The 26,289-nt window shown below is 53.5% G+C and carries 22 protein-coding genes and 1 pseudogene; 19 read left to right on the forward strand and 4 right to left on the reverse strand.

What is annotated here, in order from left to right; translation table 11 throughout:
* Positions 1-22 precede the first annotated feature (22 nt).
* Together yfbR and alaA are read right to left on the reverse strand one after the other, a co-directional pair.
* The gene (yfbR, locus tag HV302_RS08055) at positions 23-622 is read right to left on the reverse strand and encodes a 5'-deoxynucleotidase (protein WP_003028083.1); all 600 of its coding nucleotides are present in this window, start codon (positions 620-622) and stop codon (positions 23-25) included.
* A gap of 95 nt (positions 623-717) precedes the next feature.
* Positions 718-1,935, reverse strand: coding sequence for an alanine transaminase AlaA (gene alaA, locus HV302_RS08060; RefSeq protein ID WP_005129483.1), 1,218 nt, complete (start codon positions 1,933-1,935; stop codon positions 718-720).
* 928 nt (positions 1,936-2,863) lie between these two features.
* Between alaA and lrhA the strand changes: the two are divergent.
* The 14 genes and pseudogenes from lrhA to nuoN all read left to right on the forward strand — a co-directional run bounded on the left by lrhA (position 2,864) and on the right by nuoN (position 19,387).
* Positions 2,864-3,802, forward strand: a pseudogene (gene lrhA, locus HV302_RS08065) (transcriptional regulator LrhA).
* Between the two features lie 627 nt (positions 3,803-4,429).
* Positions 4,430-4,873, forward strand: coding sequence for an NADH-quinone oxidoreductase subunit NuoA (nuoA, locus tag HV302_RS08070; RefSeq protein WP_181627174.1), 444 nt, complete (start codon positions 4,430-4,432; stop codon positions 4,871-4,873).
* Positions 4,874-4,888: 15 nt separating this feature from the next.
* Positions 4,889-5,551 (forward strand): NADH-quinone oxidoreductase subunit NuoB, encoded by a 663-nt coding sequence (gene nuoB / locus HV302_RS08075; RefSeq protein ID WP_003028075.1) that lies wholly within the window; start codon positions 4,889-4,891, stop codon positions 5,549-5,551.
* A gap of 85 nt (positions 5,552-5,636) precedes the next feature.
* The gene (gene nuoC / locus HV302_RS08080; protein ID WP_181627175.1) at positions 5,637-7,439 is read left to right on the forward strand and encodes an NADH-quinone oxidoreductase subunit C/D; all 1,803 of its coding nucleotides are present in this window, start codon (positions 5,637-5,639) and stop codon (positions 7,437-7,439) included.
* Between the two features lie 2 nt (positions 7,440-7,441).
* Positions 7,442-7,942, forward strand: a complete 501-nt coding sequence (gene nuoE, locus HV302_RS08085; protein ID WP_003028069.1) for an NADH-quinone oxidoreductase subunit NuoE — start codon at positions 7,442-7,444, stop codon at positions 7,940-7,942.
* A complete protein-coding gene (gene nuoF / locus HV302_RS08090; RefSeq protein ID WP_016153836.1) occupies positions 7,939-9,276 on the forward strand; it encodes an NADH-quinone oxidoreductase subunit NuoF in 1,338 nt (445 codons plus the stop codon). Before nuoE ends, nuoF begins: the two co-directional genes overlap by 4 nt.
* A gap of 80 nt (positions 9,277-9,356) precedes the next feature.
* Positions 9,357-12,083: an NADH-quinone oxidoreductase subunit NuoG gene (nuoG, locus tag HV302_RS08095; protein WP_181627176.1), complete on the forward strand. Its 2,727-nt coding sequence runs from the start codon at positions 9,357-9,359 to the stop codon at positions 12,081-12,083.
* Positions 12,080-13,057 (forward strand): NADH-quinone oxidoreductase subunit NuoH, encoded by a 978-nt coding sequence (nuoH, locus tag HV302_RS08100; protein ID WP_181627177.1) that lies wholly within the window; start codon positions 12,080-12,082, stop codon positions 13,055-13,057. The genes nuoG and nuoH overlap by 4 nt, the downstream gene beginning before the upstream one ends.
* Positions 13,058-13,071: 14 nt before the next feature.
* A complete protein-coding gene (gene nuoI / locus HV302_RS08105; RefSeq protein ID WP_005129470.1) occupies positions 13,072-13,614 on the forward strand; it encodes an NADH-quinone oxidoreductase subunit NuoI in 543 nt (180 codons plus the stop codon).
* A gap of 11 nt (positions 13,615-13,625) precedes the next feature.
* Positions 13,626-14,180, forward strand: coding sequence for an NADH-quinone oxidoreductase subunit J (nuoJ, locus tag HV302_RS08110; protein ID WP_016153833.1), 555 nt, complete (start codon positions 13,626-13,628; stop codon positions 14,178-14,180).
* Entirely contained in the window at positions 14,177-14,479 is a 303-nt protein-coding gene (nuoK, locus tag HV302_RS08115) for an NADH-quinone oxidoreductase subunit NuoK (protein WP_006683663.1), read from the forward strand. The genes nuoJ and nuoK overlap by 4 nt, the downstream gene beginning before the upstream one ends.
* Complete coding sequence (nuoL, locus tag HV302_RS08120) at positions 14,476-16,317, forward strand: NADH-quinone oxidoreductase subunit L (protein ID WP_016153832.1); 1,842 nt, start codon at positions 14,476-14,478, stop codon at positions 16,315-16,317. Before nuoK ends, nuoL begins: the two co-directional genes overlap by 4 nt.
* Before the next feature lie 76 nt (positions 16,318-16,393).
* A complete protein-coding gene (nuoM, locus tag HV302_RS08125; RefSeq protein ID WP_016153831.1) occupies positions 16,394-17,923 on the forward strand; it encodes an NADH-quinone oxidoreductase subunit M in 1,530 nt (509 codons plus the stop codon).
* 6 nt (positions 17,924-17,929) lie between these two features.
* The gene (gene nuoN / locus HV302_RS08130; RefSeq protein ID WP_016153830.1) at positions 17,930-19,387 is read left to right on the forward strand and encodes an NADH-quinone oxidoreductase subunit NuoN; all 1,458 of its coding nucleotides are present in this window, start codon (positions 17,930-17,932) and stop codon (positions 19,385-19,387) included.
* A gap of 93 nt (positions 19,388-19,480) precedes the next feature.
* Here nuoN and HV302_RS08135 read toward each other — a convergent pair whose 3' ends face one another.
* Together HV302_RS08135 and rbn are read right to left on the reverse strand one after the other, a co-directional pair.
* Positions 19,481-20,485, reverse strand: a complete 1,005-nt coding sequence (locus HV302_RS08135; protein WP_016157041.1) for a chemotaxis protein — start codon at positions 20,483-20,485, stop codon at positions 19,481-19,483.
* Between the two features lie 64 nt (positions 20,486-20,549).
* Positions 20,550-21,467, reverse strand: coding sequence for a ribonuclease BN (gene rbn, locus HV302_RS08140; protein WP_016157040.1), 918 nt, complete (start codon positions 21,465-21,467; stop codon positions 20,550-20,552).
* Positions 21,468-21,534: 67 nt separating this feature from the next.
* On the opposite strand from rbn, the gene HV302_RS08145 reads away from it, so the two are divergent.
* The 5 genes from HV302_RS08145 to menH all read left to right on the forward strand — a co-directional run bounded on the left by HV302_RS08145 (position 21,535) and on the right by menH (position 26,278).
* Positions 21,535-21,996: a GNAT family N-acetyltransferase gene (locus tag HV302_RS08145; protein ID WP_016153827.1), complete on the forward strand. Its 462-nt coding sequence runs from the start codon at positions 21,535-21,537 to the stop codon at positions 21,994-21,996.
* A gap of 63 nt (positions 21,997-22,059) precedes the next feature.
* Positions 22,060-22,365 (forward strand): stress response protein ElaB, encoded by a 306-nt coding sequence (gene elaB / locus HV302_RS08150; RefSeq protein WP_003027683.1) that lies wholly within the window; start codon positions 22,060-22,062, stop codon positions 22,363-22,365.
* A gap of 104 nt (positions 22,366-22,469) precedes the next feature.
* Positions 22,470-23,768 carry an isochorismate synthase MenF gene (gene menF / locus HV302_RS08155; RefSeq protein ID WP_131379697.1) on the forward strand — a complete coding sequence of 433 codons (1,299 nt, stop codon included), beginning with the start codon at positions 22,470-22,472 and terminating at the stop codon, positions 23,766-23,768.
* Between the two features lie 84 nt (positions 23,769-23,852).
* A complete protein-coding gene (menD, locus tag HV302_RS08160) occupies positions 23,853-25,523 on the forward strand; it encodes a 2-succinyl-5-enolpyruvyl-6-hydroxy-3-cyclohexene-1-carboxylic-acid synthase (protein WP_016157038.1) in 1,671 nt (556 codons plus the stop codon).
* Positions 25,520-26,278: a 2-succinyl-6-hydroxy-2,4-cyclohexadiene-1-carboxylate synthase gene (gene menH, locus HV302_RS08165; protein WP_181627178.1), complete on the forward strand. Its 759-nt coding sequence runs from the start codon at positions 25,520-25,522 to the stop codon at positions 26,276-26,278. The genes menD and menH overlap by 4 nt, the downstream gene beginning before the upstream one ends.
* Positions 26,279-26,289: the final 11 nt, after the last annotated feature.

Raw genomic sequence — 26,289 nt, forward strand, 5'->3', positions numbered from 1 at the left:
TCGCCGCCACCGGGTCATGCGTTTATAGCGGAGAATCCTGGCTGATTTCATCTAATGAGAGGTGAAAACTCGGGACAAACACGTCCATAAAGTAGTCCATCTCTTCGCTGCGTCGCGACTCGAGCGTTTTTTCCAGACGCGTCTTGGCAAGCAGAAATTCGTTGTTACCGGCAGAGAGTTCCTCCAGACACTTCAGATACGCGCACAGGGCATCGGCCTGTTTAACAATCGATCTCTCTTCTTCACTTAAGGCATGTTCATCAATGAGCGGCGCAAAAATATCGCGCAGTTCATCAGGTACCATATCGACCAGCTTTTGCTGGGCAATTTTCTCTATCGCTTTATATTCCTGCGCAATCTGTGAGTTGAAATATTTCACCGGGGTAGGGAGATCACCGGTCAGCACTTCTGACGCATCGTGATACATCGCCAACAGAGCAATACGCTCAGCATTAACCTGACCACCAAATTTGCGGTTTTTGATCGCGGCCAGCGCATGGGCAACCATGGCAACCTGCAGACTGTGTTCAGACACGTTTTCGGTGCGCACGTTGCGCATCAGCGGCCAGCGATTAATGAGCTTCAGACGGGAGAGGTGGGCAAAAAAATGGCTCTGCTTCATAACGACCCTTATATGATGGCAACCTAAGAGTCATTTTGCGCAGAGAAGGCTGTCAGATGCAAATACTCGTCATCCATCCGACAGCCTTTGTTTAATTACAGCTGGTGATACCCTGACAGGAAACGCTCAAATTTACTCAGCGACATTTCAATATCGTCAATACGCGGCAGCGTGACGATGCGGAAATGATCCGGCCACGGCCAGTTGAACGCTGTTCCCTGAACCAGCAGTACTTTTTCCTGCAGCAGGAAGTCGAGCACCATCTTCTGGTCGTCATGAATGTTGAAGCGTTTAGCATCAATTTTCGGGAACATATACAGCGCGCCGCGCGGTTTTACGCAGGAGACACCAGGAATGTCATTGAGCAGTTCCCAGGCGCGGTTGCGTTGTTCATACAGACGCCCACCAGGCATGATAAATTCGCTTATGCTCTGGTATCCGCCCAGCGCGGTCTGAATGGCATGTTGCGCCGGAACGTTGGCACACAGGCGCATAGAGGCCAGCATCTCAAGACCTTCAATATACCCTTTAGCATGTTTCTTCGGCCCGTTCAGCACCATCCAGCCCTGACGGAAACCGGCAACGCGATAGGTTTTTGACAGGCCATTGAAGGTGATGGTCAGCAGATCCGGCGCCATTGCAGCGATGGAGTGGTGCTCAGCGTCGTCGTAGAGAATTTTGTCGTAAATCTCATCCGCAAAGATGATGAGGTTGTTCTGGCGAGCAATCTCAACAATCTCCATCAGCAGCTCTTTAGAGTAAACAGCGCCGGTTGGGTTGTTTGGGTTGATGATGACGATCCCACGCGTACGCGGCGTAATTTTGGCGCGGATATCATCCAGGTCCGGGAACCAGTCTGATGATTCGTCACACAGGTAGTGCACGGCATTACCGCCGGAGAGCGATACCGCCGCCGTCCACAGCGGATAATCAGGAGCAGGAACCAGCATTTCGTCCCCACTGTTCAGCAATGCCTGCATAGCCTGCACAATTAATTCAGAAACGCCGTTGCCGATATAAATATCTTCCACGGTTACATCGCGCATACCACGGGCCTGGTAATGCTGCATAATCGCTTTACGGGCGGAATAAAGGCCTTTGGAGTCGCAATATCCTTGCGCTGTTGGCAAATTGCGGATCACATCCACCAGTATTTCATCTGGCGCTTCAAACCCGAATGGCGCCGGGTTGCCGATGTTCAGTTTCAGAACCTTATTGCCTTCTTCTTCCAGGCGCTTTGCTTCCTTCAGAACCGGGCCGCGAATGTCATAACAGACGTTTTCTAATTTGCTGGATTTTTCAATGGGGGACATGAACGTTGACCTTTTTAGCTGTGAATGCCACTCCCTGCCATGGAAGTCAGCCCAGCACAATGTACTCCCACGGCGGTGAGTTTTGAAGGGTCTTTAGTAGAAGATTTTGAAAAGCTATGAAGTGATAATTAACTGTTAACAACTAAATAATGTAAATATTATGAGATAATAATCTATCTGAATATGTTTTGTTGGTAGTATGTTTTGTTTTATTGGTTTGATTGTGGTGATTTGTTTGGTCAAAAAAAGTTAAGCCTGTAAAGCGAAATGTCACGGGTGTCTAAGCTGGATGAGGTAATTCGAAAATACTGAGGTTTTAACTGCGGGACCTGTTATCGGCCTGATCCGTACGTGATACGGTGTGAATTCATTGTTAAGCATAATTAATGAATTGAAGAATTCTTAATTAATTATTATTTAATATTTAAACGACATTAAATTGGATGGGCCAATAATAGGAAAACCGATGCTCTGACATAACACCTGGTAGCCTGGAATTATTCACGATAACACTTATAAATATAGTGGTTTTAGGTTAAGATAAGTCTCATGAAATGGTAAGTAGTCTGAATTTTAAGATAATTCAAATGTTTGTTGGTTGTTCCTAACACACTGAAAAGTTAGTTTTTAATGTGTAAATTATTGTTCGTTAACTTTTTTTTAAATTTACAAAATTTACATGTTTTCCCTAAGTCAGAATCATCCAGCAGCTAAAAATTCGGCTCTTTCTCGTTGCTATATTCCGATGAATATCACGGGAATTAAAATAGCCAGGAAAGAGAATTGTTTCGTTTGTTAAACCAAATACATCCTTATTTTCACTTGGTTACACTAAGCGAAACTGCGAGGGAGGCACATTACAAATGGAGTTGTTTGATTCCAAATGCACAGCATTAACCCGGTATGACCCGCGAGTAAGTGAAAAACTATGATAAATGCAAATCGTCCGATAATTAACCTCGACCTCGATCTGCTGAGAACCTTCGTTGCTGTTGCCGACCTGAATACCTTTGCGGCTGCGGCAGCTGCGGTATGTCGAACTCAGTCTGCGGTGAGTCAGCAAATGCAGCGTCTTGAGCAACTCGTGGGGAAAGAGTTGTTCGCGCGCCATGGACGCAACAAACTACTGACCGAACATGGTATACAACTGTTGGGTTACGCCAGAAAAATACTGCGCTTTAATGATGAGGCATGCTCATCATTAATGTTTAATAATCTTCAGTGAGTGTTAACTATCGGTGCTTCTGATGAATCAGCCGATACCATACTGCCTTTCCTGCTCAACCGAATAAGTTCGGTTTATCCGAAGCTTGCGCTGGATGTGAGGGTCAAGCGTAACGCCTACATGGTGGATATGCTGAAGTCGCAAGAAGTGGACTTGGTTGTGACTACCAACCGTCCTGGCGATTTTGAATGTCTGAATCTGCGTACCTCGCCAACGCATTGGTACTGTGCTGCCGAATATATTCTGCAAAAAGGTGAGCCGGTACCGTTGGTTCTGCTGGACGATCCGAGCCCGTTTCGCGATATCGTGCTGGCGACATTAAATGCTGCTCAGATCCCGTGGCGCCTGGCTTATGTTGCTTCAACCTTACCTGCGGTTCGCGCGGCGGTAAAAGCAGGGCTCGGCGTCACTGCGCGGCCTGTTGAAATGATGAGTCCGGATTTACGCGTACTGGGCGCCGCCGACGGATTACCGCCATTGCCTGATACTGAGTATTTGTTGTGCTGCGATCCGTCCACGCAAAATGAGTTGGCAGAAGTTATCTTTAAGTCGATGCAAACGTATCAAAATCCTTGGCAATACAATCAGTTTACCCCGGAAGGGGGAGATGACTCGCTGATTGTTGAAGGCGACTTTGAGTAATCCGTCACAAAAAATCGTTTTAAAATGTTAGTGTAAAAAAGAGCCACTGGTGATGAAAAAACATCCAGCGGCTCTTTTTTTATGTAAATATTGCCGCTTTATGTCATTTGCTATACTAAAACTTAACAAAATCAGAAGGTAAAAAAACGGCCTGACACCTGGCTGAAAAATAAGCAGCAGCGTTACTAATTGTTTCCATGTTAAAAAACTAGAGAAATTGTTGCTGTTTTTTATGGTGAATTAACAAAAGCGTGTCACAGATCAAGAAAATACTCCCATTTAGGGGGAGGCATCTGGGTGAATTCCTGTCAAAATAGGTGAGTATTATCTTTTTTACTTCACTACGGACACGATTCAACAACATTAAAAATGACCGATGATGAGATCGAAATTGGTCTAAATAGCACTTTATGTTAATGAAGTTGGAGCGGTGTAAAATAATGTGAGGAAACTTTTGTTAAAGTTGACAAAAGGTTATAGAAAGGAGTAAAAAACCCCATCAATTAGCTGTATAAAATGGTTTTTCACAGTGATTGTAAGGTTTTTTTTATTCCTCCCCATGAATCGATGTGGCGTTCATCTGCCGAAAAGAGCAGAGAATTTGGCGCTACTTTTGATGAGTAAGCAATGAGTATGTCAACATCCACTGAAATCATCGCTCATCACTGGGCATTCGCTATCTTTCTTATTGTTGCCATTGGCCTGTGCTGCCTGATGCTCGTCGGCGGCTGGTTTTTAGGTGGTCGCGCGCGCGCGAGATCTAAAAACGTGCCGTTTGAATCAGGTATCGACTCGGTCGGCACCGCCCGCTTGCGCCTGTCTGCCAAGTTTTATCTGGTAGCCATGTTCTTCGTTATCTTCGACGTTGAAGCGCTGTATCTGTTCGCATGGTCAACTTCTATCCGTGAAAGCGGCTGGATTGGCTTTGTGGAAGCTGCAATTTTTATTTTTGTGTTACTGGCAGGTCTGGTTTATCTGGTGCGTATTGGCGCGCTGGACTGGACGCCCGTGCGTTCACGCCGCGAGCGTATGAACCCGGAAACGAACAGTATCGCTAATCGTCAACGCTAACCGCGAGGCATTAAGATGGATTATACGCTCACCCGCATAGATCCTAACGGTGAGAACGACCGTTACCCCCTGCAAAAACAGGAGATCGTAACCGACCCCCTGGAGCAAGAAGTTAACAAAAACGTGTTCATGGGCAAGCTGCATGACATGGTTAACTGGGGCCGTAAAAACTCAATTTGGCCATATAACTTTGGCCTTTCCTGCTGCTACGTTGAGATGGTGACCTCGTTTACCGCCGTGCATGATGTGGCCCGTTTTGGTGCGGAAGTACTACGTGCATCGCCGCGTCAGGCTGACCTGATGGTCGTAGCCGGAACCTGCTTTACCAAAATGGCGCCGGTTATTCAACGCCTCTACGATCAGATGCTGGAACCGAAATGGGTTATTTCCATGGGCGCATGCGCCAACTCCGGCGGTATGTACGACATCTATTCTGTGGTGCAGGGCGTTGATAAATTTATTCCGGTCGATGTGTACATCCCGGGATGCCCGCCGCGTCCGGAAGCGTATATGCAGGCTCTGATGCTGCTGCAAGATTCCATTGGCAAAGAACGCCGTCCGCTCTCCTGGGTGGTTGGCGATCAGGGCGTTTATCGCGCCAATATGCAGTCAGAACGCGAGCGTAAACGCGGCGAACGTATTGCTGTAACGAATCTTCGTACACCAGACGAGATTTAATTTGCGCCTGTCGGCAGCAGCACTTCCTTCGCTTATCACTACATAAATAGCGCGAAGCACTGCCGACCACCACGGACCATTTGCAATGGTGAACAATATGACCGACTTAACCGCGCAAGACGCTGTATGGCAAACACGGGATCACCTTGATGACCCGGTCATTGGCGAACTGTGCAACCGTTTTGGGCCGGATGCCTTTACCGTTCAGGCGACTCGCACCGGGGTACCTGTTGTTTGGGTCAAGCGTGAACAATTACTGGAAGTTGGCGATTTCTTAAAGAGACTGCCGAAACCTTACGTCATGCTGTTTGACTTACACGGCATGGACGAACGTCTGCGTACGCACCGCGAAGGCTTACCTGCCGCGGATTTTTCCGTTTTCTATCACCTGATCTCCATTGAACGCAATCGCGATATCATGCTCAAGGTGGCATTGTCTGAAAACGACCTGCGCGTACCGACGTTCACCAAACTGTTCCCGAACGCCAACTGGTATGAGCGTGAAACCTGGGAAATGTTTGGCATCGACATCGAAGGTCACCCGCACCTGACGCGTCTGCTGATGCCGCATACCTGGGAAGGTCATCCGCTGCGTAAAGACTACCCGGCGCGTGCGACCGAATTCGATCCGTTTGAGCTGACCAAAGCCAAACAGGATCTGGAAATGGAATCACTGACCTTCAAACCAGAAGAATGGGGCATGAAGCGTAGTTCCGAAAACGAGGACTTCATGTTCCTCAACCTCGGTCCTAACCACCCGTCTTCTCACGGCGCGTTCCGTATTGTGCTGCAGCTTGATGGCGAAGAAATCGTCGACTGCGTGCCTGACATCGGCTACCACCACCGTGGCGCTGAAAAGATGGGTGAACGTCAGTCCTGGCATAGCTACATTCCGTACACCGACCGTATCGAGTACCTCGGCGGCTGCGTTAACGAAATGCCTTACGTACTGGCCGTTGAGAAACTGGCTGGCATCACCACGCCGGATCGCGTCAACGTGATTCGCGTTATGTTGTCTGAACTGTTCCGTATCAACAGCCACCTGCTGTACATCTCCACGTTCATCCAGGACGTCGGCGCGATGACGCCGGTCTTCTTCGCCTTTACCGACCGTCAGAAAATCTATGACGTAGTGGAAGCGATCACCGGTTTCCGTATGCACCCGGCCTGGTTCCGTATCGGCGGTGTGGCACACGATCTGCCGCGCGGTTGGGACAAACTGCTGCGTGACTTCCTCGACTGGATGCCAAAACGTCTGGATTCCTACGAGAAAGCCGCACTGCGTAACACCATCCTGAAAGGCCGTTCGCAAGGCGTTGCCGCTTACGGTAAGAAAGAAGCGCTGGACTGGGGTTGTACCGGTGCTGCGCTGCGTGCGACCGGTATTGATTTTGACGTGCGTAAAGCGCGTCCATACTCTGGCTACGAAAACTTTGACTTTGAAGTCCCGGTTGGCGGCGGCGTGTCCGACTGCTATACCCGCGTGATGCTGAAAGTTGAAGAGCTGCGCCAGAGTCTGCGCATCCTTGAGCAGTGCCTCAACAACATGCCGGAAGGCCCGTTCAAAGCGGATCACCCGCTGACTACGCCGCCGCCGAAAGAGCGCACGTTGCAACATATCGAAACCCTGATCACCCACTTCCTGCAAGTTTCGTGGGGACCGGTTATGCCGGCAAACGAGTCCTTCCAGATGGTGGAAGCGACCAAGGGTATTAACAGTTACTACCTGACCAGCGATGGCAGCACCATGAGTTACCGTACCCGTATCCGTACCCCGAGCTATGCGCACCTGCAGCAGATCCCGGTAGCGGTACGTGGCAGCCTGGTGTCCGACCTTATCGTCCACCTGGGTAGTATCGATTTTGTTATGTCAGATGTGGACCGCTAATTATGCACGAGAATCAACAACCACAAACCGAGGCTTTTGAGCTGAGTGCGGCTGAGCGTGAAGCGATTGAGCACGAGAAGCACCACTACGAAGACCCGCGTGCGGCGTCCATTGAAGCGCTGAAAATCGTTCAGAAACAGCGTGGCTGGGTGCCGGATGGGGCGATCTATGCGATCGCTGATGTGCTGGGGATCCCGGCAAGCGACGTAGAAGGTGTTGCCACGTTCTATAGCCAGATCTTCCGCCAGCCGGTAGGTCGCCACGTGATCCGCTACTGCGACAGCGTGGTGTGCCATATCAACGGCTATCAGGGGATCCAGGCTGCGCTTGAGAAAAAACTCAACATCAAGCCGGGGCAGACGACCTTTGACGGTCGTTTTACGCTGCTCCCGACCTGTTGCCTGGGGAACTGCGATAAAGGGCCGAACATGATGATCGATGAGGATACTCATGCTCACCTGACCCCGGAAGGCATTCCCGAACTGCTGGAGCGGTATAAATGAAAGACATTATCCGTACTCCCGAAACGCATCCGCTGACCTGGCGTCTGCGTGATGACAAACAGCCGGTCTGGCTGGACGAATACCGTAGCAAGAACGGCTACGAAGGTGCACGTAAGGCCCTGACCGGGCTGTCACCGGATGAAATCGTTAATCAGGTAAAAGACGCTGGCCTGAAAGGGCGCGGCGGTGCGGGCTTTTCCACCGGTCTGAAGTGGAGCCTGATGCCGAAAGACGAATCCATGAACATCCGTTACCTGCTGTGTAACGCCGATGAAATGGAGCCGGGTACCTATAAAGACCGTCTGCTGATGGAACAACTGCCGCACCTGCTGGTAGAAGGCATGCTGATCTCCGCGTTTGCGCTGAAAGCGTACCGTGGTTACATCTTCCTGCGTGGTGAATATATCGAAGCGGCTGTGCATCTGCGTCGCGCGATTGCCGAAGCAACCGAAGCCGGCTTGCTTGGCAAAAACATCATGGGCACCGGTTTCGACTTCGAACTGTTTGTCCACACCGGGGCAGGGCGCTATATCTGCGGTGAAGAGACGGCGCTGATTAACTCCCTTGAAGGTCGTCGTGCTAACCCACGTTCCAAGCCGCCGTTCCCGGCAAGCTCTGGCGCTTGGGGTAAGCCGACCTGCGTTAACAACGTCGAAACCCTGTGTAACGTACCAGCTATCCTCGCGAACGGCGTGGAGTGGTACCAGAACATTTCGCAGAGCAAAGACGCGGGCACCAAGCTGATGGGCTTCTCCGGTCGCGTGAAGAACCCTGGCCTGTGGGAACTGCCTTTCGGTACTACCGCGCGCGAGATCCTCGAAGATTACGCGGGCGGCATGCGCGATGGCCTGAAGTTCAAAGCCTGGCAGCCGGGCGGCGCGGGTACTGACTTCCTGACTGAAGCGCACCTCGATCTGCCGATGGAATTCGAAAGCATTGGTAAAGCCGGTAGCCGTTTGGGCACCGCGCTGGCAATGGCCGTCGATCACGAGATTGGCATGGTTCCTCTGGTGCGTAACCTCGAAGAGTTCTTTGCCCGCGAGTCCTGCGGCTGGTGTACGCCGTGCCGTGACGGTCTGCCGTGGAGTGTGAAAATTCTGCGCGCGCTGGAGCGTGGCGAAGGCCAGCCTGGGGATATCGAGACGCTTGAGCAACTGTGTCGTTTCCTCGGCCCGGGTAAAACCTTCTGTGCACACGCACCGGGTGCGGTGGAGCCGCTGCAGAGCGCCATTAAATATTTCCGCGAAGAATTCGAAGCTGGCATCAAGCAGTCCTTCAGCAATACCCATCAGATTGGTGGTATTCAGCCGAACCTGCTGAAAGAGCGCTGGTAATAGCAGGGTAACCCTGAATCGCGATCAGAAATTCGATTAACGCTCGGTTTTAGACCGAGCCAACTGGAAGCATGCTGACTATGGCTACGATTCATGTAGACGGCAAAGAATATGAGGTCAACGGAGCGGACAACCTGCTGGAAGCTTGTCTGTCTCTCGGCCTTGATATTCCGTACTTTTGCTGGCACCCGGCGCTGGGAAGCGTCGGTGCTTGCCGCCAGTGTGCGGTGAAGCAATATCAAAACGCGGAAGACACGCGTGGTCGCCTGGTGATGTCTTGTATGACACCGGCCACCGAAGGCACCTTTATTTCAATTGATGACGAAGAAGCGAAGCAGTTTCGCGAAAGCGTAGTGGAGTGGTTGATGACTAACCACCCGCACGACTGTCCGGTCTGTGAAGAAGGCGGTAACTGCCACCTTCAGGATATGACCGTCATGACCGGTCATAGCTTCCGTCGCTACCGCTTCACGAAGCGTACTCACCGCAACCAGAACCTGGGGCCGTTCATCTCTCACGAAATGAACCGCTGCATCGCCTGCTATCGCTGCGTACGTTACTACAAAGATTACGCCGATGGTGCGGATCTGGGCGTCTATGGCGCACATGACAACGTCTACTTTGGTCGTCCGGAAGACGGTACGCTCGAAAGCGAATTCTCCGGTAACCTGGTGGAAATTTGCCCGACCGGCGTCTTCACCGATAAAACGCACTCCGAGCGTTATAACCGTAAATGGGACATGCAGTTTGCGCCGAGCATCTGCCAGCAGTGTTCTATCGGTTGTAACATCAGCCCGGGCGAGCGCTACGGTGAACTGCGTCGTATCGAAAACCGCTACAACGGTACCGTTAACCACTACTTCCTCTGCGACCGTGGTCGTTTTGGCTATGGTTACGTGAACCTGAAAGACCGTCCGCGTCAGCCGGTACAGCGTCGTGGCGATGACCTGATCACGCTGAACGCCGAACAGGCGATGCAGGGCGCGGCAGATATTCTGCGTCAGTCGAAGAAAGTGATTGGTATCGGCTCCCCGCGGGCCAGCGTTGAAAGTAACTTCGCGCTGCGTGAACTGGTCGGTGCGGATAACTTCTATACCGGTATTGCCCAGGGCGAGCAGGAACGTCTGCAACTGGCTCTGAGCGTGCTGCGTGACGGCGGTATTCATACCCCGGCACTGCGCGAAATCGAGTCATACGATGCGGTTCTGGTCCTGGGCGAAGATGTCACCCAAACCGGCGCGCGCGTTGCGCTGGCAGTGCGTCAGGCGGTGAAAGGTAAAGCGCGTGAAATGGCGGCGGCGCAGAAAGTGGCCGACTGGCAGATTGCGGCAATCCTCAATATTGGCCAGCGCGCCAAGCACCCGCTGTTCGTTACCAACGTCGATAACACCCGTTTGGATGATATCGCGGCATGGACCTACCGTGCGCCGGTTGAAGATCAGGCGCGTTTAGGTTTCGCTATCGCCCATGCACTGGATAACAACGCACCGGCGGTTGACGGTATCGACCGTGACCTGCAGAACAAAATTGACGTCATCGTTCAGGCTCTGGCCGGGGCGAAGAAACCACTGATTATTTCCGGTACCAACGCCGGTAGCGCCGACGTGATTCAGGCTGCTGCCAACGTGGCGAAGGCGCTGAAAGGCCGTGGTGCAGACGTCGGAATCACCATGATTGCTCGCTCTGTCAACAGTATGGGGCTGGGTATGATTGGCGGTGGTTCCCTCGACGACGCGCTGACCGAACTGGAAACAGGTCGTGCTGACGCCGTTGTGGTGTTGGAAAATGACCTGCATCGCCATGCTTCAGCAACGCGTGTGAACGCCGCGCTGGCGAAAGCGCCGCTGGTACTGGTCGTTGACCATCAGCGCACGGCTATTATGGAAAACGCCCATCTGGTGCTTTCCGCCGCTAGCTTCGCTGAAAGCGATGGTACGGTAATTAACAACGAAGGGCGCGCCCAGCGTTTCTTCCAGGTCTATGACCCATCCTACTACGACAGCAACACCGTAATGCTGGAAAGCTGGCGCTGGCTGCACTCGCTGCACAGTACCGTGCAGAGTCGTGAAGTGGACTGGACGCAGCTCGACCATGTTATCGACGCGGTCGTTGAGAAGTTACCGCAGTTGGCGGGTATTAAAGATGCCGCGCCGGATGCAAGCTTCCGTATCCGTGGACAGAAACTGGCACGTGAACCGCACCGCTACAGTGGTCGTACCGCAATGCGCGCCAACATCAGCGTTCACGAACCACGCCAGCCGCAGGACAAAGACACCATGTTCGCTTTCTCCATGGAAGGGAACAACCAGCCGTCTGCGCCGCGTTCGCAAATTCCGTTTGCCTGGGCTCCGGGCTGGAACTCCCCACAGGCGTGGAACAAGTTCCAGGATGAAGTGGGCGGTAAACTGCGTCATGGCGATCCGGGCGTGCGTCTGATCGAAGCTTCTGCAGATGGTCTGGATTACTTCACAACCGTTCCGGCGAGCTTCCAGGCTCAGGATGGTCAGTGGCGTGTCGCGCCTTACTATCATCTGTTTGGTAGTGACGAAATGTCCCAGCGTGCGCCTGTCTTCCAGACCCGTATGCCGCAACCGTACATCAAACTCAACCCGGCTGATGCCGCGAAGTTGGGTGTGAATGCCGGTACGCGCGTTTCTTTCAGCTACGATGGCAACACGGTTACGCTGCCGGTTGAAATCGCTGAAGGATTAACGGCAGGGCAGGTTGGTTTGCCAATGGGTATGCCTGGCATCGCGCCGGTTCTGGCTGGTGCACGTCTTGAGGATCTGCAGGAGGCACAACAATGAGTTGGATTACACCCGATCTGATTGAGATCCTGCTGAGCGTTCTCAAAGCGGTCGTGATTCTGCTGGTGGTGGTCACCTGCGGGGCATTCATGAGCTTTGGCGAACGTCGTCTGCTCGGTCTGTTCCAGAACCGTTACGGACCGAACCGTGTTGGCTGGGGCGGTTCGCTCCAGCTGGTTGCGGACATGATCAAGATGTTCTTTAAAGAAGACTGGATCCCGAAATTCTCGGATCGCGTCATCTTTACCCTGGCACCGATGATCGCCTTCACCTCGCTGCTGCTGGCTTTCGCCATCGTGCCGGTGAGCCCGAACTGGGTGGTTGCAGATCTGAACATCGGGATCCTGTTCTTCCTGATGATGGCAGGCCTCGCGGTATACGCGGTGCTGTTCGCAGGCTGGTCCAGTAACAACAAATACTCGCTGCTCGGTGCGATGCGTGCGTCTGCGCAGACGCTGAGCTACGAAGTATTCCTCGGACTTTCCATGATGGGCGTGGTGGCGCAGGCCGGTTCATTTAACATGACCGACATCGTCAACAACCAGGCTGATATCTGGAACGTTATTCCGCAGTTCTTTGGTTTTGTCACCTTTGCCATCGCGGGCGTGGCGGTGTGTCACCGTCACCCGTTTGACCAGCCAGAAGCCGAGCAGGAACTGGCCGACGGTTACCACATTGAATACTCCGGTATGAAATTCGGTCTGTTCTTCGTGGGTGAGTACATCGGCATCGTCACCATTTCTGCACTGATGGTTACCCTGTTCTTCGGTGGCTGGCATGGTCCGTTCTTACCGCCATTCGTCTGGTTCGCGCTGAAAACCGCGTTCTTCATGATGATGTTCATTTTGATTCGTGCGTCGTTACCGCGTCCTCGTTATGACCAGGTAATGTCCTTCGGCTGGAAAGTCTGTCTGCCGCTGACGCTCGTCAACTTGCTGGTAACGGCGGCTGTCATTCTCTGGCAGGCGCAATAAGGGACACAAAGACCATGACCTTAAAAGAATTGTTAGTAGGTTTCGGCACCCAGGTACGCAGTATCTGGATGATCGGCCTGCATGCGTTCGCGAAACGCGAAACGCAGATGTACCCGGAAGAGCCGGTCTATCTACCGCCCCGTTTTCGTGGTCGTATCGTTCTGACCCGTGACCCGGACGGCGAAGAGCGCTGCGTTGCCTGTAACCTGTGTGCGGTAGCGTGTCCGGTAGGCTGTATCTCTTTGCAAAAAGCAGAGACCAAAGACGGCCGCTGGTATCCGGAGTTTTTCCGCATTAACTTCTCACGCTGCATTTTCTGCGGCCTGTGCGAAGAAGCCTGTCCGACAACGGCTATTCAGCTGACTCCAGATTTCGAGCTGGGTGAGTACAAGCGCCAGGACCTGGTTTACGAGAAAGAGGATCTGCTGATCTCCGGTCCGGGTAAATACCCGGAATATAACTTCTACCGGATGGCAGGTATGGCAATCGACGGCAAAGATAAGGGCGAAGCAGAGAACGAAGCCAAGCCTATCGACGTCAAGAGCCTGTTACCGTAAGGAGAGGGGCAATGGAGTTCGCTTTTTATATCTGTGGCCTGATAGCCATTCTCGCAACCTTGCGGGTGATCACCCACACCAATCCGGTACACGCACTGCTGTACCTGATTATTTCGCTGCTGGCGATTTCCGGGGTGTTCTTCTCGTTAGGTGCTTACTTCGCGGGGGCGCTGGAAATAATCGTCTACGCGGGCGCCATCATGGTGTTGTTCGTGTTCGTGGTCATGATGCTCAACCTCGGTGGTTCTGAAATTGAACAGGAACGCCAGTGGCTGAAACCGCAGGTGTGGATTGGACCGGCGATTCTGTCGGCCATCATGCTGGCGGTTATTGTTTATGCCATTCTGGGTGTTAACGATCAGGGCATCGACGGGACGCCAATTAGCGCGAAAGCTGTCGGTATTTCCCTGTTCGGACCGTATGTACTGGCGGTCGAGCTGGCTTCGATGCTGCTGCTGGCAGGTCTGGTTGTGGCCTTCCACGTAGGGCGCGAAGAGCGTTCTGGTGAAGTGCTGAGCAATCGCACCGATGACCGCGCGAAAAGAAAAACGGAGGAGCACGCATGATCCCCTTACAACATGGACTGATCCTCGCGGCTGTCTTATTCGTACTGGGCTTAACCGGTCTGGTTATCCGCCGCAATCTGCTGTTTATGCTGATCGGGCTGGAAATCATGATTAACGCCTCCGCGCTGGCCTTCGTGGTCGCCGGAAGCTACTGGGGCCAGACCGATGGTCAGGTGATGTATATTCTCGCCATCAGCCTTGCGGCTGCGGAAGCGAGCATTGGACTTGCGCTGTTGCTGCAACTTCATCGCCGTCGCCAGAACCTGAACATCGATTCAGTAAGTGAGATGCGTGGATGAACATGCTTGCCTTAACCATTATTCTGCCATTTATTGGCTTTGTATTACTGGCGTTCTCTCGCGGTCGTTGGTCAGAAAATCTGTCCGCGACCGTGGGCGTCGGGTCGATTGGCCTGGCGGCGCTGGTGACCGCGTTTGTTGGCGTTGACTTCTTTGCTAATGGTCAACAGGCCTACAGCCAGCCGCTGTGGACGTGGATGTCTGTCGGTGACTTCAATATCGGTTTTAACCTGGTGCTGGACGGCCTGTCGCTGACCATGCTCAGTGTGGTGACCGGTGTGGGTTTCCTGATCCACATGTTCGCCTCCTGGTATATGCGCGGTGAAGAGGGATACTCCCGTTTCTTCGCCTACACCAACCTGTTTATCGCCAGCATGGTGGTTCTGGTACTGGCGGATAACCTGCTGCTGATGTACCTCGGCTGGGAAGGCGTGGGCCTGTGCTCCTATCTGCTGATCGGTTTCTATTACACCGATCCGAAGAATGGCGCTGCGGCAATGAAAGCCTTCGTGGTGACCCGTGTGGGTGACGTGTTCCTCGCCTTCGCATTGTTTATCCTCTACAACGAGCTGGGCACGCTGAACTTCCGCGAAATGGTGGAACTGGCACCTGCTCACTTTGCAGATGGTAACAACATGCTGATGTGGGCAACCCTGATGCTGCTGGGCGGTGCGGTGGGTAAATCCGCGCAGCTGCCGTTGCAGACATGGCTTGCTGACGCGATGGCAGGTCCGACGCCTGTCTCCGCGCTGATCCACGCCGCGACGATGGTTACCGCCGGTGTCTACCTGATTGCACGTACTCACGGCCTGTTCCTGATGACGCCGGAAATCCTGCATCTGGTGGGGATTATCGGGGCTATCACTCTGGTACTGGCTGGTTTTGCCGCGCTGGTACAGACCGACATTAAACGCGTTCTCGCGTACTCCACCATGAGCCAGATTGGTTATATGTTCCTGGCTCTCGGGGTTCAGGCGTGGGACGCGGCGATTTTCCACCTGATGACGCACGCCTTCTTTAAAGCGCTGCTGTTCCTGGCATCCGGCTCGGTTATCCTGGCCTGTCACCACGAACAGAACATCTTCAAGATGGGCGGTCTGCGTAAGTCTATTCCGCTGGTGTATCTCTGCTTCCTGATCGGTGGCGCGGCGCTGTCGGCTCTGCCGCTGATTACCGCAGGCTTCTTCAGTAAGGATGAGATTCTGGCCGGTGCGATGGCGAATGGTCATATCAATCTGATGGTTGCAGGTCTGGTCGGTGCGTTCATGACCTCTCTGTACACCTTCCGTATGATTTTCATCGTGTTCCACGGTAAAGAGCAAATTCACGCTCACGCAGGGAAGGGGATTACGCATCATCTGCCGCTGATTGTGCTGATGATCCTGTCCACCTTCGTTGGCGCACTGATTGTGCCACCGCTGCAGGGGGTACTGCCTGCGACGACCGAGCTTGAGCATGGTCGCGTGATGACCCTGGAAATTACCTCCGGTATCGTCGCGATTGCAGGCATTCTGATCGCTGCATGGCTGTGGCTGGGTAAACGTACTCTGGTGACGTCGATTGCCAACAGTGCGCCAGGCCGTCTGCTGGGTACCTGGTGGTATAACGCCTGGGGCTTCGACTGGCTGTACGACAAAGTGTTCGTCAAGCCGTTCTTGGGCGTTGCATGGCTGCTGAAACGCGATCCGCTGAACGCAATGATGAACATTCCGGCGATCCTTTCCCGCTTTGCAGGTAAAGGCCTGTTGTTAAGCGAGAACGGCTATCTGCGTTGGTATGTAGCATCAATGAGCATCGGTGCCGTCGTTGTGCTGGCTCTGTTGATGGTACTGCGTTGATCGTAAAGTGAATTTTATCCAAATTCGTTGAAAATCAGGCCTCTATTAGGGGCCTTAAAAAGGAATAAAAATCGCCATGTTACTACCCTGGCTAATATTGATTCCCTTTATCGGTGGCTTCCTGTGCTGGCAGACCGAACGCTTTGGCGTGAAGGTGCCGCGTTGGATCGCGCTGATTACCATGGGACTGACGCTGGCGCTTGGCCTGCAACTTTGGTTGCAGGGCGGCTATTCACTGACGCAATCCACTGGCATTCCGCAGTGGCAGTCTGAGTTTGTCCTGCCGTGGATCCCACGCTTTGGCATCTCGATTCATCTTGCTATCGACGGTCTGTCGCTGCTGATGGTGGTGCTGACCGGCCTGCTCGGTGTTCTGGCGGTACTTTGCTCCTGGAATGAAATCGAAAAATACCAGGGCTTTTTCCACCTGAACCTGATGTGGATCTTAGGCGGCGTAATCGGCGTGTTCCTTGCCATCGACATGTTCCTGTTCTTCTTCTTCTGGGAAATGATGCTGGTGCCGATGTACTTCCTGATCGCGCTATGGGGGCATAAAGCCTCTGACGGTAAAACGCGTATCACGGCAGCAACCAAGTTCTTCATTTATACCCAGGCGAGTGGTCTGGTGATGTTGATTGCCATCCTGGCGCTGGTGTTTGTGCACTACAAAGCGACCGGTGTGTGGACTTTCAACTATGAAGAATTGCTGAATACTCCGATGTCCCACGGCGTGGAATACCTGCTGATGCTGGGCTTCTTCATCGCTTTCGCGGTGAAAATGCCGGTGGTTCCGCTGCACGGCTGGTTGCCGGATGCTCACTCCCAGGCACCGACCGCAGGTTCCGTTGACCTGGCAGGTATCTTGCTGAAAACCGCAGCCTACGGTCTGCTGCGCTTCTCCCTGCCGCTGTTCCCGAATGCGTCAGCGGAGTTTGCGCCTATCGCAATGTGGCTTGGCGTCATCGGCATCTTCTACGGCGCGTGGATGGCCTTTAATCAGTACGACATCAAACGTCTGATTGCTTACACCTCCGTATCCCACATGGGCTTCGTACTGATTGCTATCTACACCGGCAGCCAGCTGGCATACCAGGGTGCGGTGATTCAGATGATCGCGCACGGCCTGTCCGCAGCCGGTCTGTTCATCCTGTGTGGTCAGCTGTACGAACGTCTGCACACGCGTGATATGCGTATGATGGGCGGCCTGTGGGGCAAAATGAAATGGTTGCCTGCACTGTCAATGTTCTTTGCAGTGTGTACGCTGGGTATGCCGGGTACAGGTAACTTCGTTGGCGAATTTATGATTCTGTTCGGCAGCTACCAGGTGGTTCCGGTTATTACCGTGATCTCGACATTTGGTCTGGTGTTTGCTTCTGTTTACTCGCTGGCGATGCTGCATCGCGCTTACTTTGGTAAGGCGAAGAGCCAGATTGCCAGTGTTGAACTGCCAGGGATGTCGCTGCGTGAGCTGTTTATCATCCTGTTGCTGGTCGTGCTTCTGGTACTGCTTGGCTTCTATCCGCAGCCGATTCTGGATACCTCGCATTCTGCGATGAGCAACATCCAGCAGTGGTTTGTTAATTCCGTTACTACTACAAGGCCGTAAATCGCCATGACAATAACTCCACAACACCTGATTGCGCTGCTACCGCTGCTGATCGTCGGCTTGACGGTGGTGGTTGTGATGCTCTCCATTGCGTGGCGACGCAATCACTTCCTCAATGCCACGCTGTCGGTCATTGGGCTTAACGCCGCACTGGTTTCGCTCTGGTTTGTTGGCCAGGCGGGCGCTATGGACGTCACCCCGCTGATGCGGGTTGACGGTTTCGCCATGCTCTACACCGGGCTGGTGCTGCTGGCGAGTCTTGCCACCTGTACCTTCGCTTACCCGTGGCTGGAAGGCTACGACGACAACCGGGAAGAGTTCTATCTGCTGGTGCTGATTGCCGCGCTCGGCGGTATTCTGCTGGCTAACGCTAACCATCTGGCGGCGCTGTTCCTTGGTATTGAGCTTATCTCTCTGCCGCTGTTTGGTCTGGTTGGCTATGCGTTCCGTCAGAAACGTTCGCTGGAAGCCAGTATCAAATACACCATTCTGTCTGCCGCAGCGTCTTCCTTCCTGCTGTTTGGTATGGCGCTGGTGTACGCGCAGTCTGGCAACCTGTCGTTTGTCGCGCTCGGTAAGAGCCTCGGCGACGGTATGCTGCAAGAACCGCTGCTGCTGGCGGGCTTCGGTCTGATGATTGTTGGCCTCGGCTTTAAACTCTCACTGGTTCCATTCCACCTGTGGACGCCAGACGTATACCAGGGCGCTCCGGCTCCGGTTTCCACCTTCCTGGCGACGGCGAGCAAAATCGCTATCTTCGGCGTGGTGATGCGTCTGTTCCTGTACGCACCGGTAGGTGATAGCGAAGCGGTACGGATCGTGCTGGGTGTGATTGCCTTTGCTTCTATTATCTTCGGTAACCTGATGGCGCTGAGCCAGACCAACATCAAACGTCTGCTTGGTTACTCTTCTATCTCTCACCTCGGTTACCTGCTGGTGGCGCTGATTGCCCTGCAGAGCGGCGAGATGTCGATGGAAGCGGTTGGCGTTTACCTGGCCGGTTATCTGTTCAGCAGCCTCGGTGCGTTCGGTGTGGTCAGCCTGATGTCCAGCCCGTACCGCGGTCCGGATGCAGACTCTCTGTTCTCCTACCGTGGTCTGTTCTGGCATCGTCCAATCCTCGCGGCGGTGATGACGGTGATGATGCTGTCTCTGGCGGGTATTCCGATGACGCTGGGCTTTATCGGTAAGTTCTACGTACTGGCGGTGGGTGTGCAGGCTAATCTGTGGTGGCTGGTTGCCGCCGTGGTGGTGGGTTCCGCGATTGGTTTGTACTACTACCTGCGCGTTGCCGTGAGCCTGTACCTGAGCGCACCGCAGCAACTGAATCGCGATGCGCCGTCCAACTGGCAGTACAGCGCGGGCGGTATCGTGGTGTTGATTTCTGCTCTGCTGGTACTGGTGCTGGGTATCTACCCGCAACCGTTGATCAGCATCGTGCAGTTAGCGGCTCCGCTGATGTAATTCATCATGCTGTGATCGAAAAAGAGTCTGGACAATGTCCAGACTCTTTTTTTTTACCTGTATATACTCGTCATACTTCAAGTTGCTGGGGCGTCAGGCCGAAAGTTGACGGCTCACCAGCGGGCCGCTGATGCCTTTCGCTGTGCGATCCATCACTTCCTGAATTACTGAAGACAGCTCATTGACTTCGAATTTGGCCACGTAACCATCTGCTTTCACTCGGCGTACGTGATCTTCATTGGCGCTACCGGAAAGTGAGGAGTGGATAACGACCGGGATCTTCTTCAGGCGTTCGTCGGTTTTTATCTTACGGGTAAGCGTAAAACCGTCCATCTCCGGCATTTCCAGATCGGTGAGCACCAGCGCAATCTTCTCGCTGATTGGTTTACCTTCCGCTTCTGCTTCTTCAGATAGCTGTTGTATCTTTTCCCACGCATCCTGGCCCGTCACATGCATCAAGTGTGGGATCTCCATGGCGTTAAGCCCTTTTTCCAGCATCGCGCGAGCCACTTTGGAATCATCAGCCACAATCGCCACCGCACCCGGCGTAATGTTGAACTTATTGGTTTTCAGCTCTGTTGCGCGCAGGTCGTGGTTCGACGGTACAATATCGTACAGGATCTGTTCGACATCGAGCACCAGCGCCAGATTGTTAGTCTCTTTGTTGTCGTCCAGACAGGCGATACTGGTAATGTAGCGACCATTGACGGCTTTCTCGGCGGTATGCACCTGTTGCCAGTCCAGACGCATAATGTTTTCTACCGACTCCACCGCAAACGCCTGAACGCTGCGGGCATATTCCGTGATCAACAGGATGTTGAGTCCGGTCTCTGGCTTACAGCCCGCGACGGCAGGCAGATCAATCACCGGGATCACCTGATCGCGAATGTTAACCATACCCAGCAACGGGGCTTTCATACCTGCGGGACGCGTAAAGGTCGGCATCGGTACGATTTCACGCAGTTTGAATACGTTGATGCCAAACAGTTCTGATTTCTGCTCCTCGACGGATTTGCCAAGGCGAAACAGCAGCAGTTCAAAACGGTTAGACAGGGTTAGGTTTGTCCTGTCATCAATATCTTTCTGGAAATTGTTCATCCTGTCCTCAGTGTGAAAGCCAGCCTTTCCACTGTTATCGGCACTGAGGCGGAAAAATGGAGCATTAAACGGTGAAAATGGCGAAATCGTGAGCCAGTTCAGTGTCTGGAAATATCGCTTTGCACTCTTCGAGTAACCGCTGACAGCCTTTTTCATCGTAGCGTGAGCTAACGTGGGTCATGATCAGGCGTCCCACTCCGGCCTCAAGCGCCAACTGGGCGGCTTGTCGGGTCGAGCTGTGACCGCGGCTGTTGGCTTTTTCCTCCATTGAGGAGTCCAGTGTGGTTTCATGTACCATCACATCCACACCGCGTGCCAGTTCAATGGCGGACGCGCAAGGTCCTGTGTCGCCGAAAATAGCCACAGATTTTCCTCTGGTGGCAGGGCCGAGAAAATCGGCACCGTTAATCGCTCGACCATCCTCCAGCACGATGGTTTTCCCGGCTTTCAAATCCTGGAACCACGGGCCCGCTTTAACACCAGCCGCCTTCAAGGCGCTGGCGTCAAGTGCCCCCGGTTTGTCGTGCTCTTCAACACGAAAACCGTAGCACTCCAGCGGATGCTCCAGCGGGTACGCCGTTACTTTACGCAGGCCGTCATCAACAATTTCACCCGCGGTGATTTCGACAATATCCAGCGGATAATCGGTCCAGGAGCCGCTCAAACGCAAAGCCGTTTCGGTAAACTCTCGCAATCCCTTTGGTCCGTAAAGCGTCAGTGGCTGGACGTTCCCGGCCATTGAGCGACTGCACAGCAGCCCCGGTAAACCAAACAGGTGATCGCCGTGTAAATGGCTGATAAAAATACGCTCGAGTTTTCCAGGGTTAAATGGCGTGGTCAGCATCTGATGCTGCGTTCCTTCACCACAATCGAAAAGCCACAGCCCCGCCTGAGTCGGGTGTTGCAGATTCAGTAAAATTGCCGTTACATTGCGTGAGCGCGTGGGGACTCCCGCAGACGTGCCTAAAAATAGTAATTCCATCTTCGCGTTACACTTTTCGCCATCAATAAGGCAGGGTGTTCAGGTTATCACAACAAAGGGGCAGACTATGATTCACTGGCAAGATCTCCACCATGCAAAGCTCAATACACAGCAGCTGTACGCCATTCTTGAGCTTCGCTGTGCGGTATTTGTTGTTGAGCAACGGTGTCCGTATCAGGATGTGGATGGTGATGACCTCAGTGGTGAAAACCGGCACATTCTGGGTTGGCATAACGATGAACTGGTGGCGTATGCGAGGATTTTGAAAAGCGATGATGAGCTTGAGCCGGTCGTCATTGGTCGGGTGATTGTAAGCGAAGCGCTGCGGGGTGAAAAATTGGGGCAACAGCTAATGACTCAGACGCTGGCCTCCTGTACGCAGCATTGGCCGCACAAGGCGCTGTATCTGGGGGCGCAGGCACATTTGCAATCATTCTATGCGCGCTTTGGCTTTGTGCCGGTCACGGATATTTATGACGAAGACGGTATTCCACACGTCGGAATGGCGCGGGAAGCACATCAGGCGTAAACAGGCGCAAACACGCCTGATTGTCTATAGTTAGCGGGTACGTCAATAGAAAGGGAGAATAAAATGTCTTTTCATTCTTATGAATCACGTATCGATGACGATCTGGAATTATTGAGTGAAACGCTGGAGGAGGTGCTGCGTTCTTCCGGCGATCCAGCCGATCAAAAATACCTTGAGTTAAAAGCGCGGGCAGAGCGGGCGTTAGAAGAGGTGAGAAATCGTGTCAGCCACGCCTCTGACAGCTACTATTACCGCGCAAAGAAAGCCGTTTGCCGGGCGGATGATTATGTGCATGAAAAACCCTGGCGCGGAATCGGCGTTGGCGCCACGGTCGGTTTAGTGATGGGATTATTGTTAGCACGGCGATAAATTCCATTCCGTCAGCGCATTTGTACGTACTCCCTAACTGGGGGTACTGCTTTTTCTGCTCAGTACCCCGTATAATGTGAGGTTTTTAACAGGGAGAGGTCCGCGTGCATTCAATCACTACTGCGCTGGAAAGTCTGATGCGTCATTTGTCGCAAGAGATACCAGCAGCACCTGGAATTCGTATTTACGATATCCCTTTCCCACTGAATGATGCGTTTGACGCTTTAGGATGGCTGGCCAGTCAACCTGTCTGGCCCCAGTTTTACTGGCAACAGCGTAATGGCGATGAAGAAGCCGCCGTACTGGGCGCTGTTGCTACATTTTCCTCGCTCGAATTAGCCCAGCATTTTTTACATCAGCATAATGATAATCCTGACCTGCGTATCTGGGGCCTGAATGCCTTTGAGCCTCAGCGCGGCCATTTGTTATTGCCACGGTTGGAGTGGCGACGTTGCGCCGGAGTGGCAAGCTTACGCTTACATCTCTTTAGCGACGTGTCGCTGCGTGAAGACGCCGCGCAGGCGGTGGCGTTTATCTCATCGCTCGCCAACGTAAAGCCGCTGCCCGCATTGCGTCTGCGTTTGACGGGAGAACAGAACTGGCCGGATAAAACTGGCTGGATAGACCTGATAAAGCTCGCCACGCAAACGATCAATAGGGAACAGCTCGATAAGGTCGTGCTGGCGCGGGCGACCGATTTACAGTTTTCTCAGTCGGTTAACGCCGCGGCCGTGATGGCTTCCAGTCGTCGTCTAAACCTGAACTGCTACCATTTCTTTATGGCGTTCTCCGCAAAGTGTGCGTTTCTTGGTTCTTCCCCTGAACGTCTGTATCGGCGGCGTGACACGGCGCTGCGCACCGAGGCGCTGGCGGGAACCGTTGCCAACCACCCTGAGGATCATCGGGCCTGGCAGTTGGGGGAATGGCTAATGAAAGATGATAAAAACCAGCGCGAGAATATGCTGGTGGTCGAAGATATTTGCCAGCGTCTGCAAGGCTGTACGCAAACTCTTGATGTGCTGCCGCCGCAGGTGCTTAGACTGCGCAAAGTGCAGCACCTGCGCCGCTGTATCTGGACGGAACTGAATCAGGCTGATGATACGCTTTGTCTGATGCAGCTCCAGCCCACGGCGGCAGTCGCAGGTATTCCGCGTGAGCTGGCGCGTGAATTTATCCAACAAAATGAACCGTTTGAACGCGAGTGGTATGCCGGTTCTGCGGGTTACCTTTCTCTGCGCCAAAGCGAGTTTTGCGTGTCATTACGGTCGGCGAAAATTAGTGAAAATGTGATACGCCTGTATGCCGGGGCAGGGATCGTGCGTGGTTCAGATCCTGAACAGGAATGGCAAGAAATAGACAATAAAGCGGCAGGACTGCGCACTTTATTACAGATGGAAGGGTAATGAGTTGTATATTACCGACTCATATCAAAAATCCATTTATTCGATTCTTTATACTGTGTCGCAATATTGATACCGGACAATCTCATGTCAGTAAGCGCATTTAACCGACGCTGGGCGGCGGTCATTCTGGAAGCACTCACTCGCCACGGCGTCAGGCATGTCTGCATTGCCCCTGGCTCTCGTTCTACACCGTTGACTCTGGCGGCTGCGGAAAACCCCGCTTTTATTCACCATACTCATTTTGATGAGCGTGGCCTTGGGCATCTGGCCTTAGGTCTGGCAAAAGTCAGCCGGCAGCCTGTCGCTGTGATTGTGACGTCCGGTACGGCGGTGGCAAATTTGTATCCCGCGTTGATTGAAGCGGGCCTGACCGGTGAAAAGCTGATTCTACTCACGGCTGACAGACCTCCTGAGCTTATCGACTGCGGCGCTAACCAGGCGATTCGTCAGGCCGGAATGTTTGCCTCGCATCCATCGCAAACGCTCTCTTTACCGCGCCCGACCCAGAACATTCCGGCTAGTTGGCTGGTATCCACCATTGATAACGCCTTAGCTGCGCTGCATAGCGGGGCGGTTCATATCAATTGCCCATTTGCGGAACCGCTGTATGGCGACATGGACGAAACGGGGATTGACTGGCAGCAGCGCCTTGGCGACTGGTGGCAGGATGATAAACCCTGGCTGCGTGAGTCGCGTCGGCTGGAAAGCGACAAACAGCGTGACTGGTTTTTCTGGCGACAAAAACGCGGCGTTGTTGTTGCAGGCCGCATGAGCGCGGAAGAGGGCAAAAAGGTTGCGCAGTGGGCGCAGATGCTAGGCTGGCCGCTGATTGGCGATGTTCTGTCACAAACCGGACAACCTTTGCCGTGCGCCGACCTGTGGCTGGGAAATGCGAAAGCGGTCACTGAATTACAGCAGGCGCAGATTGTGGTGCAGCTTGGCAGTAGCCTGACCGGAAAACGGCTCCTGCAATGGCAGGCCAGCTGTGATCCGCAGGAATACTGGATTGTCGATAATATCGAAGGCCGCCTCGATCCGGCTCACCATCGTGGGCGCAGACTGGTAGCGACGGTTGGCGACTGGCTGGAGCTGCATCCGGCGGAGAAACGTCAGCCCTGGTGCGTGGAGATCCCACGCCTGGCACAACTGGCCTGGCAGGCGGTAGAAGCCCGTCGCGACGCGTTTGGTGAAGCGCAATTAGCCCACCGTATCCGCGAATACTTGCCGGAGCAGGGGCAACTGTTCGTAGGCAACAGCCTGGTGGTGCGCCTGATTGATGCGCTGTCGCAGCTTCCGGCGGGTTACCCGGTCTATAGCAACCGTGGCGCGAGCGGCATTGACGGCCTGCTGTCAACGGCAGCAGGCGTACAGCGCGCCAGCGCGAAATCGACGCTGGCTATCGTCGGCGATTTATCTGCGCTGTATGACCTCAATGCGCTGGCGTTATTGCGCCAGGTTTCCGCGCCGTTTGTCCTGATAGTGGTCAATAATAACGGCGGGCAAATTTTTTCCCTGTTGCCGACGCCAGCAAGCGAACGCGAACGGTTCTACCTGATGCCGCAGAACGTGCATTTTGAGCATGCTGCCGCCATGTTTAACCTTAAATACCAGCGCCCGGAAAACTGGGAGCAACTGGAGAGCGCGCTGACTAACGCCTGGCGTACTCCGGCGGCAACGGTGATTGAGCTGGTGGTAAACGAAACTGATGGGGCGCAAACCCTGCAGCAACTGCTGGCACAGGTAAGCCATCTATGATCCTGCACGCGCAGGCGAAAGTGGGTCAGACGGGATTTCCCTGGCTGGTTTTCCTGCACGGTTTTTCCGGTGATTGTCGGGAATGGCAGACGGTTGGCGAAGCGTTTAAGAATTATTCGCGGCTGTATATCGACCTGCCGGGACACGGTGGCTCCGCTGACATCAGCGTGAGCGGATTCGACGACGTAAGCGCTTTGCTGCGTAACACACTGCTTAGTTACAACATACTTAAATACTGGTTGGTAGGTTACTCTCTTGGCGGCAGAGTCGCGATGATGGCGGCTTGTCAGGAGATGCCAGGACTGTGCGGTCTGGTGGTTGAAGGTGGACATCCAGGCTTGCAAAGTGAGGAGGCGCGCGTTCAGCGTCGCCTCTCTGATGGTCGCTGGGCTGCGCGTTTTCGCGCTGAGCCGTTGTGCGAGGTGTTTATTGACTGGTATCAACAGCCGGTTTTTTCCTCGCTGAATGCGGCGCAAAGAGAAGCGCTGGTCGCAATGCGTAGCCAGAATAACGGGCATACGCTGGCGGCGATGCTGGAGGCCACCTCGCTGGCCGTACAACCTGATTTACGTGCGCAACTCACTAAGCGCACATTTCCGTTTTATTATTTATGTGGTGAACGTGACGATAAATTCCGCGCTCTGGCGGCGGAAATATCCGTACCAAGCCATGTGATTCGTAATGCCGGACACAACGCGCATCGGGACAATCCCGCTGACGTGGTGGACTGTCTGGCTCAGATTCTGCATCGCTGACTATAGGACAT

It is taken from the genome of Citrobacter sp. RHBSTW-00859 (genome assembly GCF_013729795.1).
GTDB classification, from domain to species: Bacteria; Pseudomonadota; Gammaproteobacteria; order Enterobacterales; family Enterobacteriaceae; genus Citrobacter; species Citrobacter braakii.

Bases quoted from the DNA above. Each gene is read 5' to 3' on its own strand.
- nuoC (WP_181627175.1), top strand. From the start codon at position 5,637: ATGGTGAACAATATGACCGACTTAACCGCGCAAGACGCTGTATGGCAA.
- nuoN (WP_016153830.1), top strand. From the start codon at position 17,930: ATGACAATAACTCCACAACACCTGATTGCGCTGCTACCGCTGCTGATC.
- alaA (WP_005129483.1), bottom strand. From the start codon at position 1,935: ATGTCCCCCATTGAAAAATCCAGCAAATTAGAAAACGTCTGTTATGAC.
- menD (WP_016157038.1), top strand. From the start codon at position 23,853: ATGTCAGTAAGCGCATTTAACCGACGCTGGGCGGCGGTCATTCTGGAA.
- nuoK (WP_006683663.1), top strand. From the start codon at position 14,177: ATGATCCCCTTACAACATGGACTGATCCTCGCGGCTGTCTTATTCGTA.
- HV302_RS08145 (WP_016153827.1), top strand. From the start codon at position 21,535: ATGATTCACTGGCAAGATCTCCACCATGCAAAGCTCAATACACAGCAG.
- elaB (WP_003027683.1), top strand. From the start codon at position 22,060: ATGTCTTTTCATTCTTATGAATCACGTATCGATGACGATCTGGAATTA.
- rbn (WP_016157040.1), bottom strand. From the start codon at position 21,467: ATGGAATTACTATTTTTAGGCACGTCTGCGGGAGTCCCCACGCGCTCA.
- nuoF (WP_016153836.1), top strand. From the start codon at position 7,939: ATGAAAGACATTATCCGTACTCCCGAAACGCATCCGCTGACCTGGCGT.
- nuoJ (WP_016153833.1), top strand. From the start codon at position 13,626: ATGGAGTTCGCTTTTTATATCTGTGGCCTGATAGCCATTCTCGCAACC.
- nuoI (WP_005129470.1), top strand. From the start codon at position 13,072: ATGACCTTAAAAGAATTGTTAGTAGGTTTCGGCACCCAGGTACGCAGT.
- nuoM (WP_016153831.1), top strand. From the start codon at position 16,394: ATGTTACTACCCTGGCTAATATTGATTCCCTTTATCGGTGGCTTCCTG.
- nuoL (WP_016153832.1), top strand. From the start codon at position 14,476: ATGAACATGCTTGCCTTAACCATTATTCTGCCATTTATTGGCTTTGTA.
- menH (WP_181627178.1), top strand. From the start codon at position 25,520: ATGATCCTGCACGCGCAGGCGAAAGTGGGTCAGACGGGATTTCCCTGG.
- nuoA (WP_181627174.1), top strand. From the start codon at position 4,430: ATGAGTATGTCAACATCCACTGAAATCATCGCTCATCACTGGGCATTC.
- yfbR (WP_003028083.1), bottom strand. From the start codon at position 622: ATGAAGCAGAGCCATTTTTTTGCCCACCTCTCCCGTCTGAAGCTCATT.
- nuoG (WP_181627176.1), top strand. From the start codon at position 9,357: ATGGCTACGATTCATGTAGACGGCAAAGAATATGAGGTCAACGGAGCG.
- nuoB (WP_003028075.1), top strand. From the start codon at position 4,889: ATGGATTATACGCTCACCCGCATAGATCCTAACGGTGAGAACGACCGT.
- nuoE (WP_003028069.1), top strand. From the start codon at position 7,442: ATGCACGAGAATCAACAACCACAAACCGAGGCTTTTGAGCTGAGTGCG.
- nuoH (WP_181627177.1), top strand. From the start codon at position 12,080: ATGAGTTGGATTACACCCGATCTGATTGAGATCCTGCTGAGCGTTCTC.
- HV302_RS08135 (WP_016157041.1), bottom strand. From the start codon at position 20,485: ATGAACAATTTCCAGAAAGATATTGATGACAGGACAAACCTAACCCTG.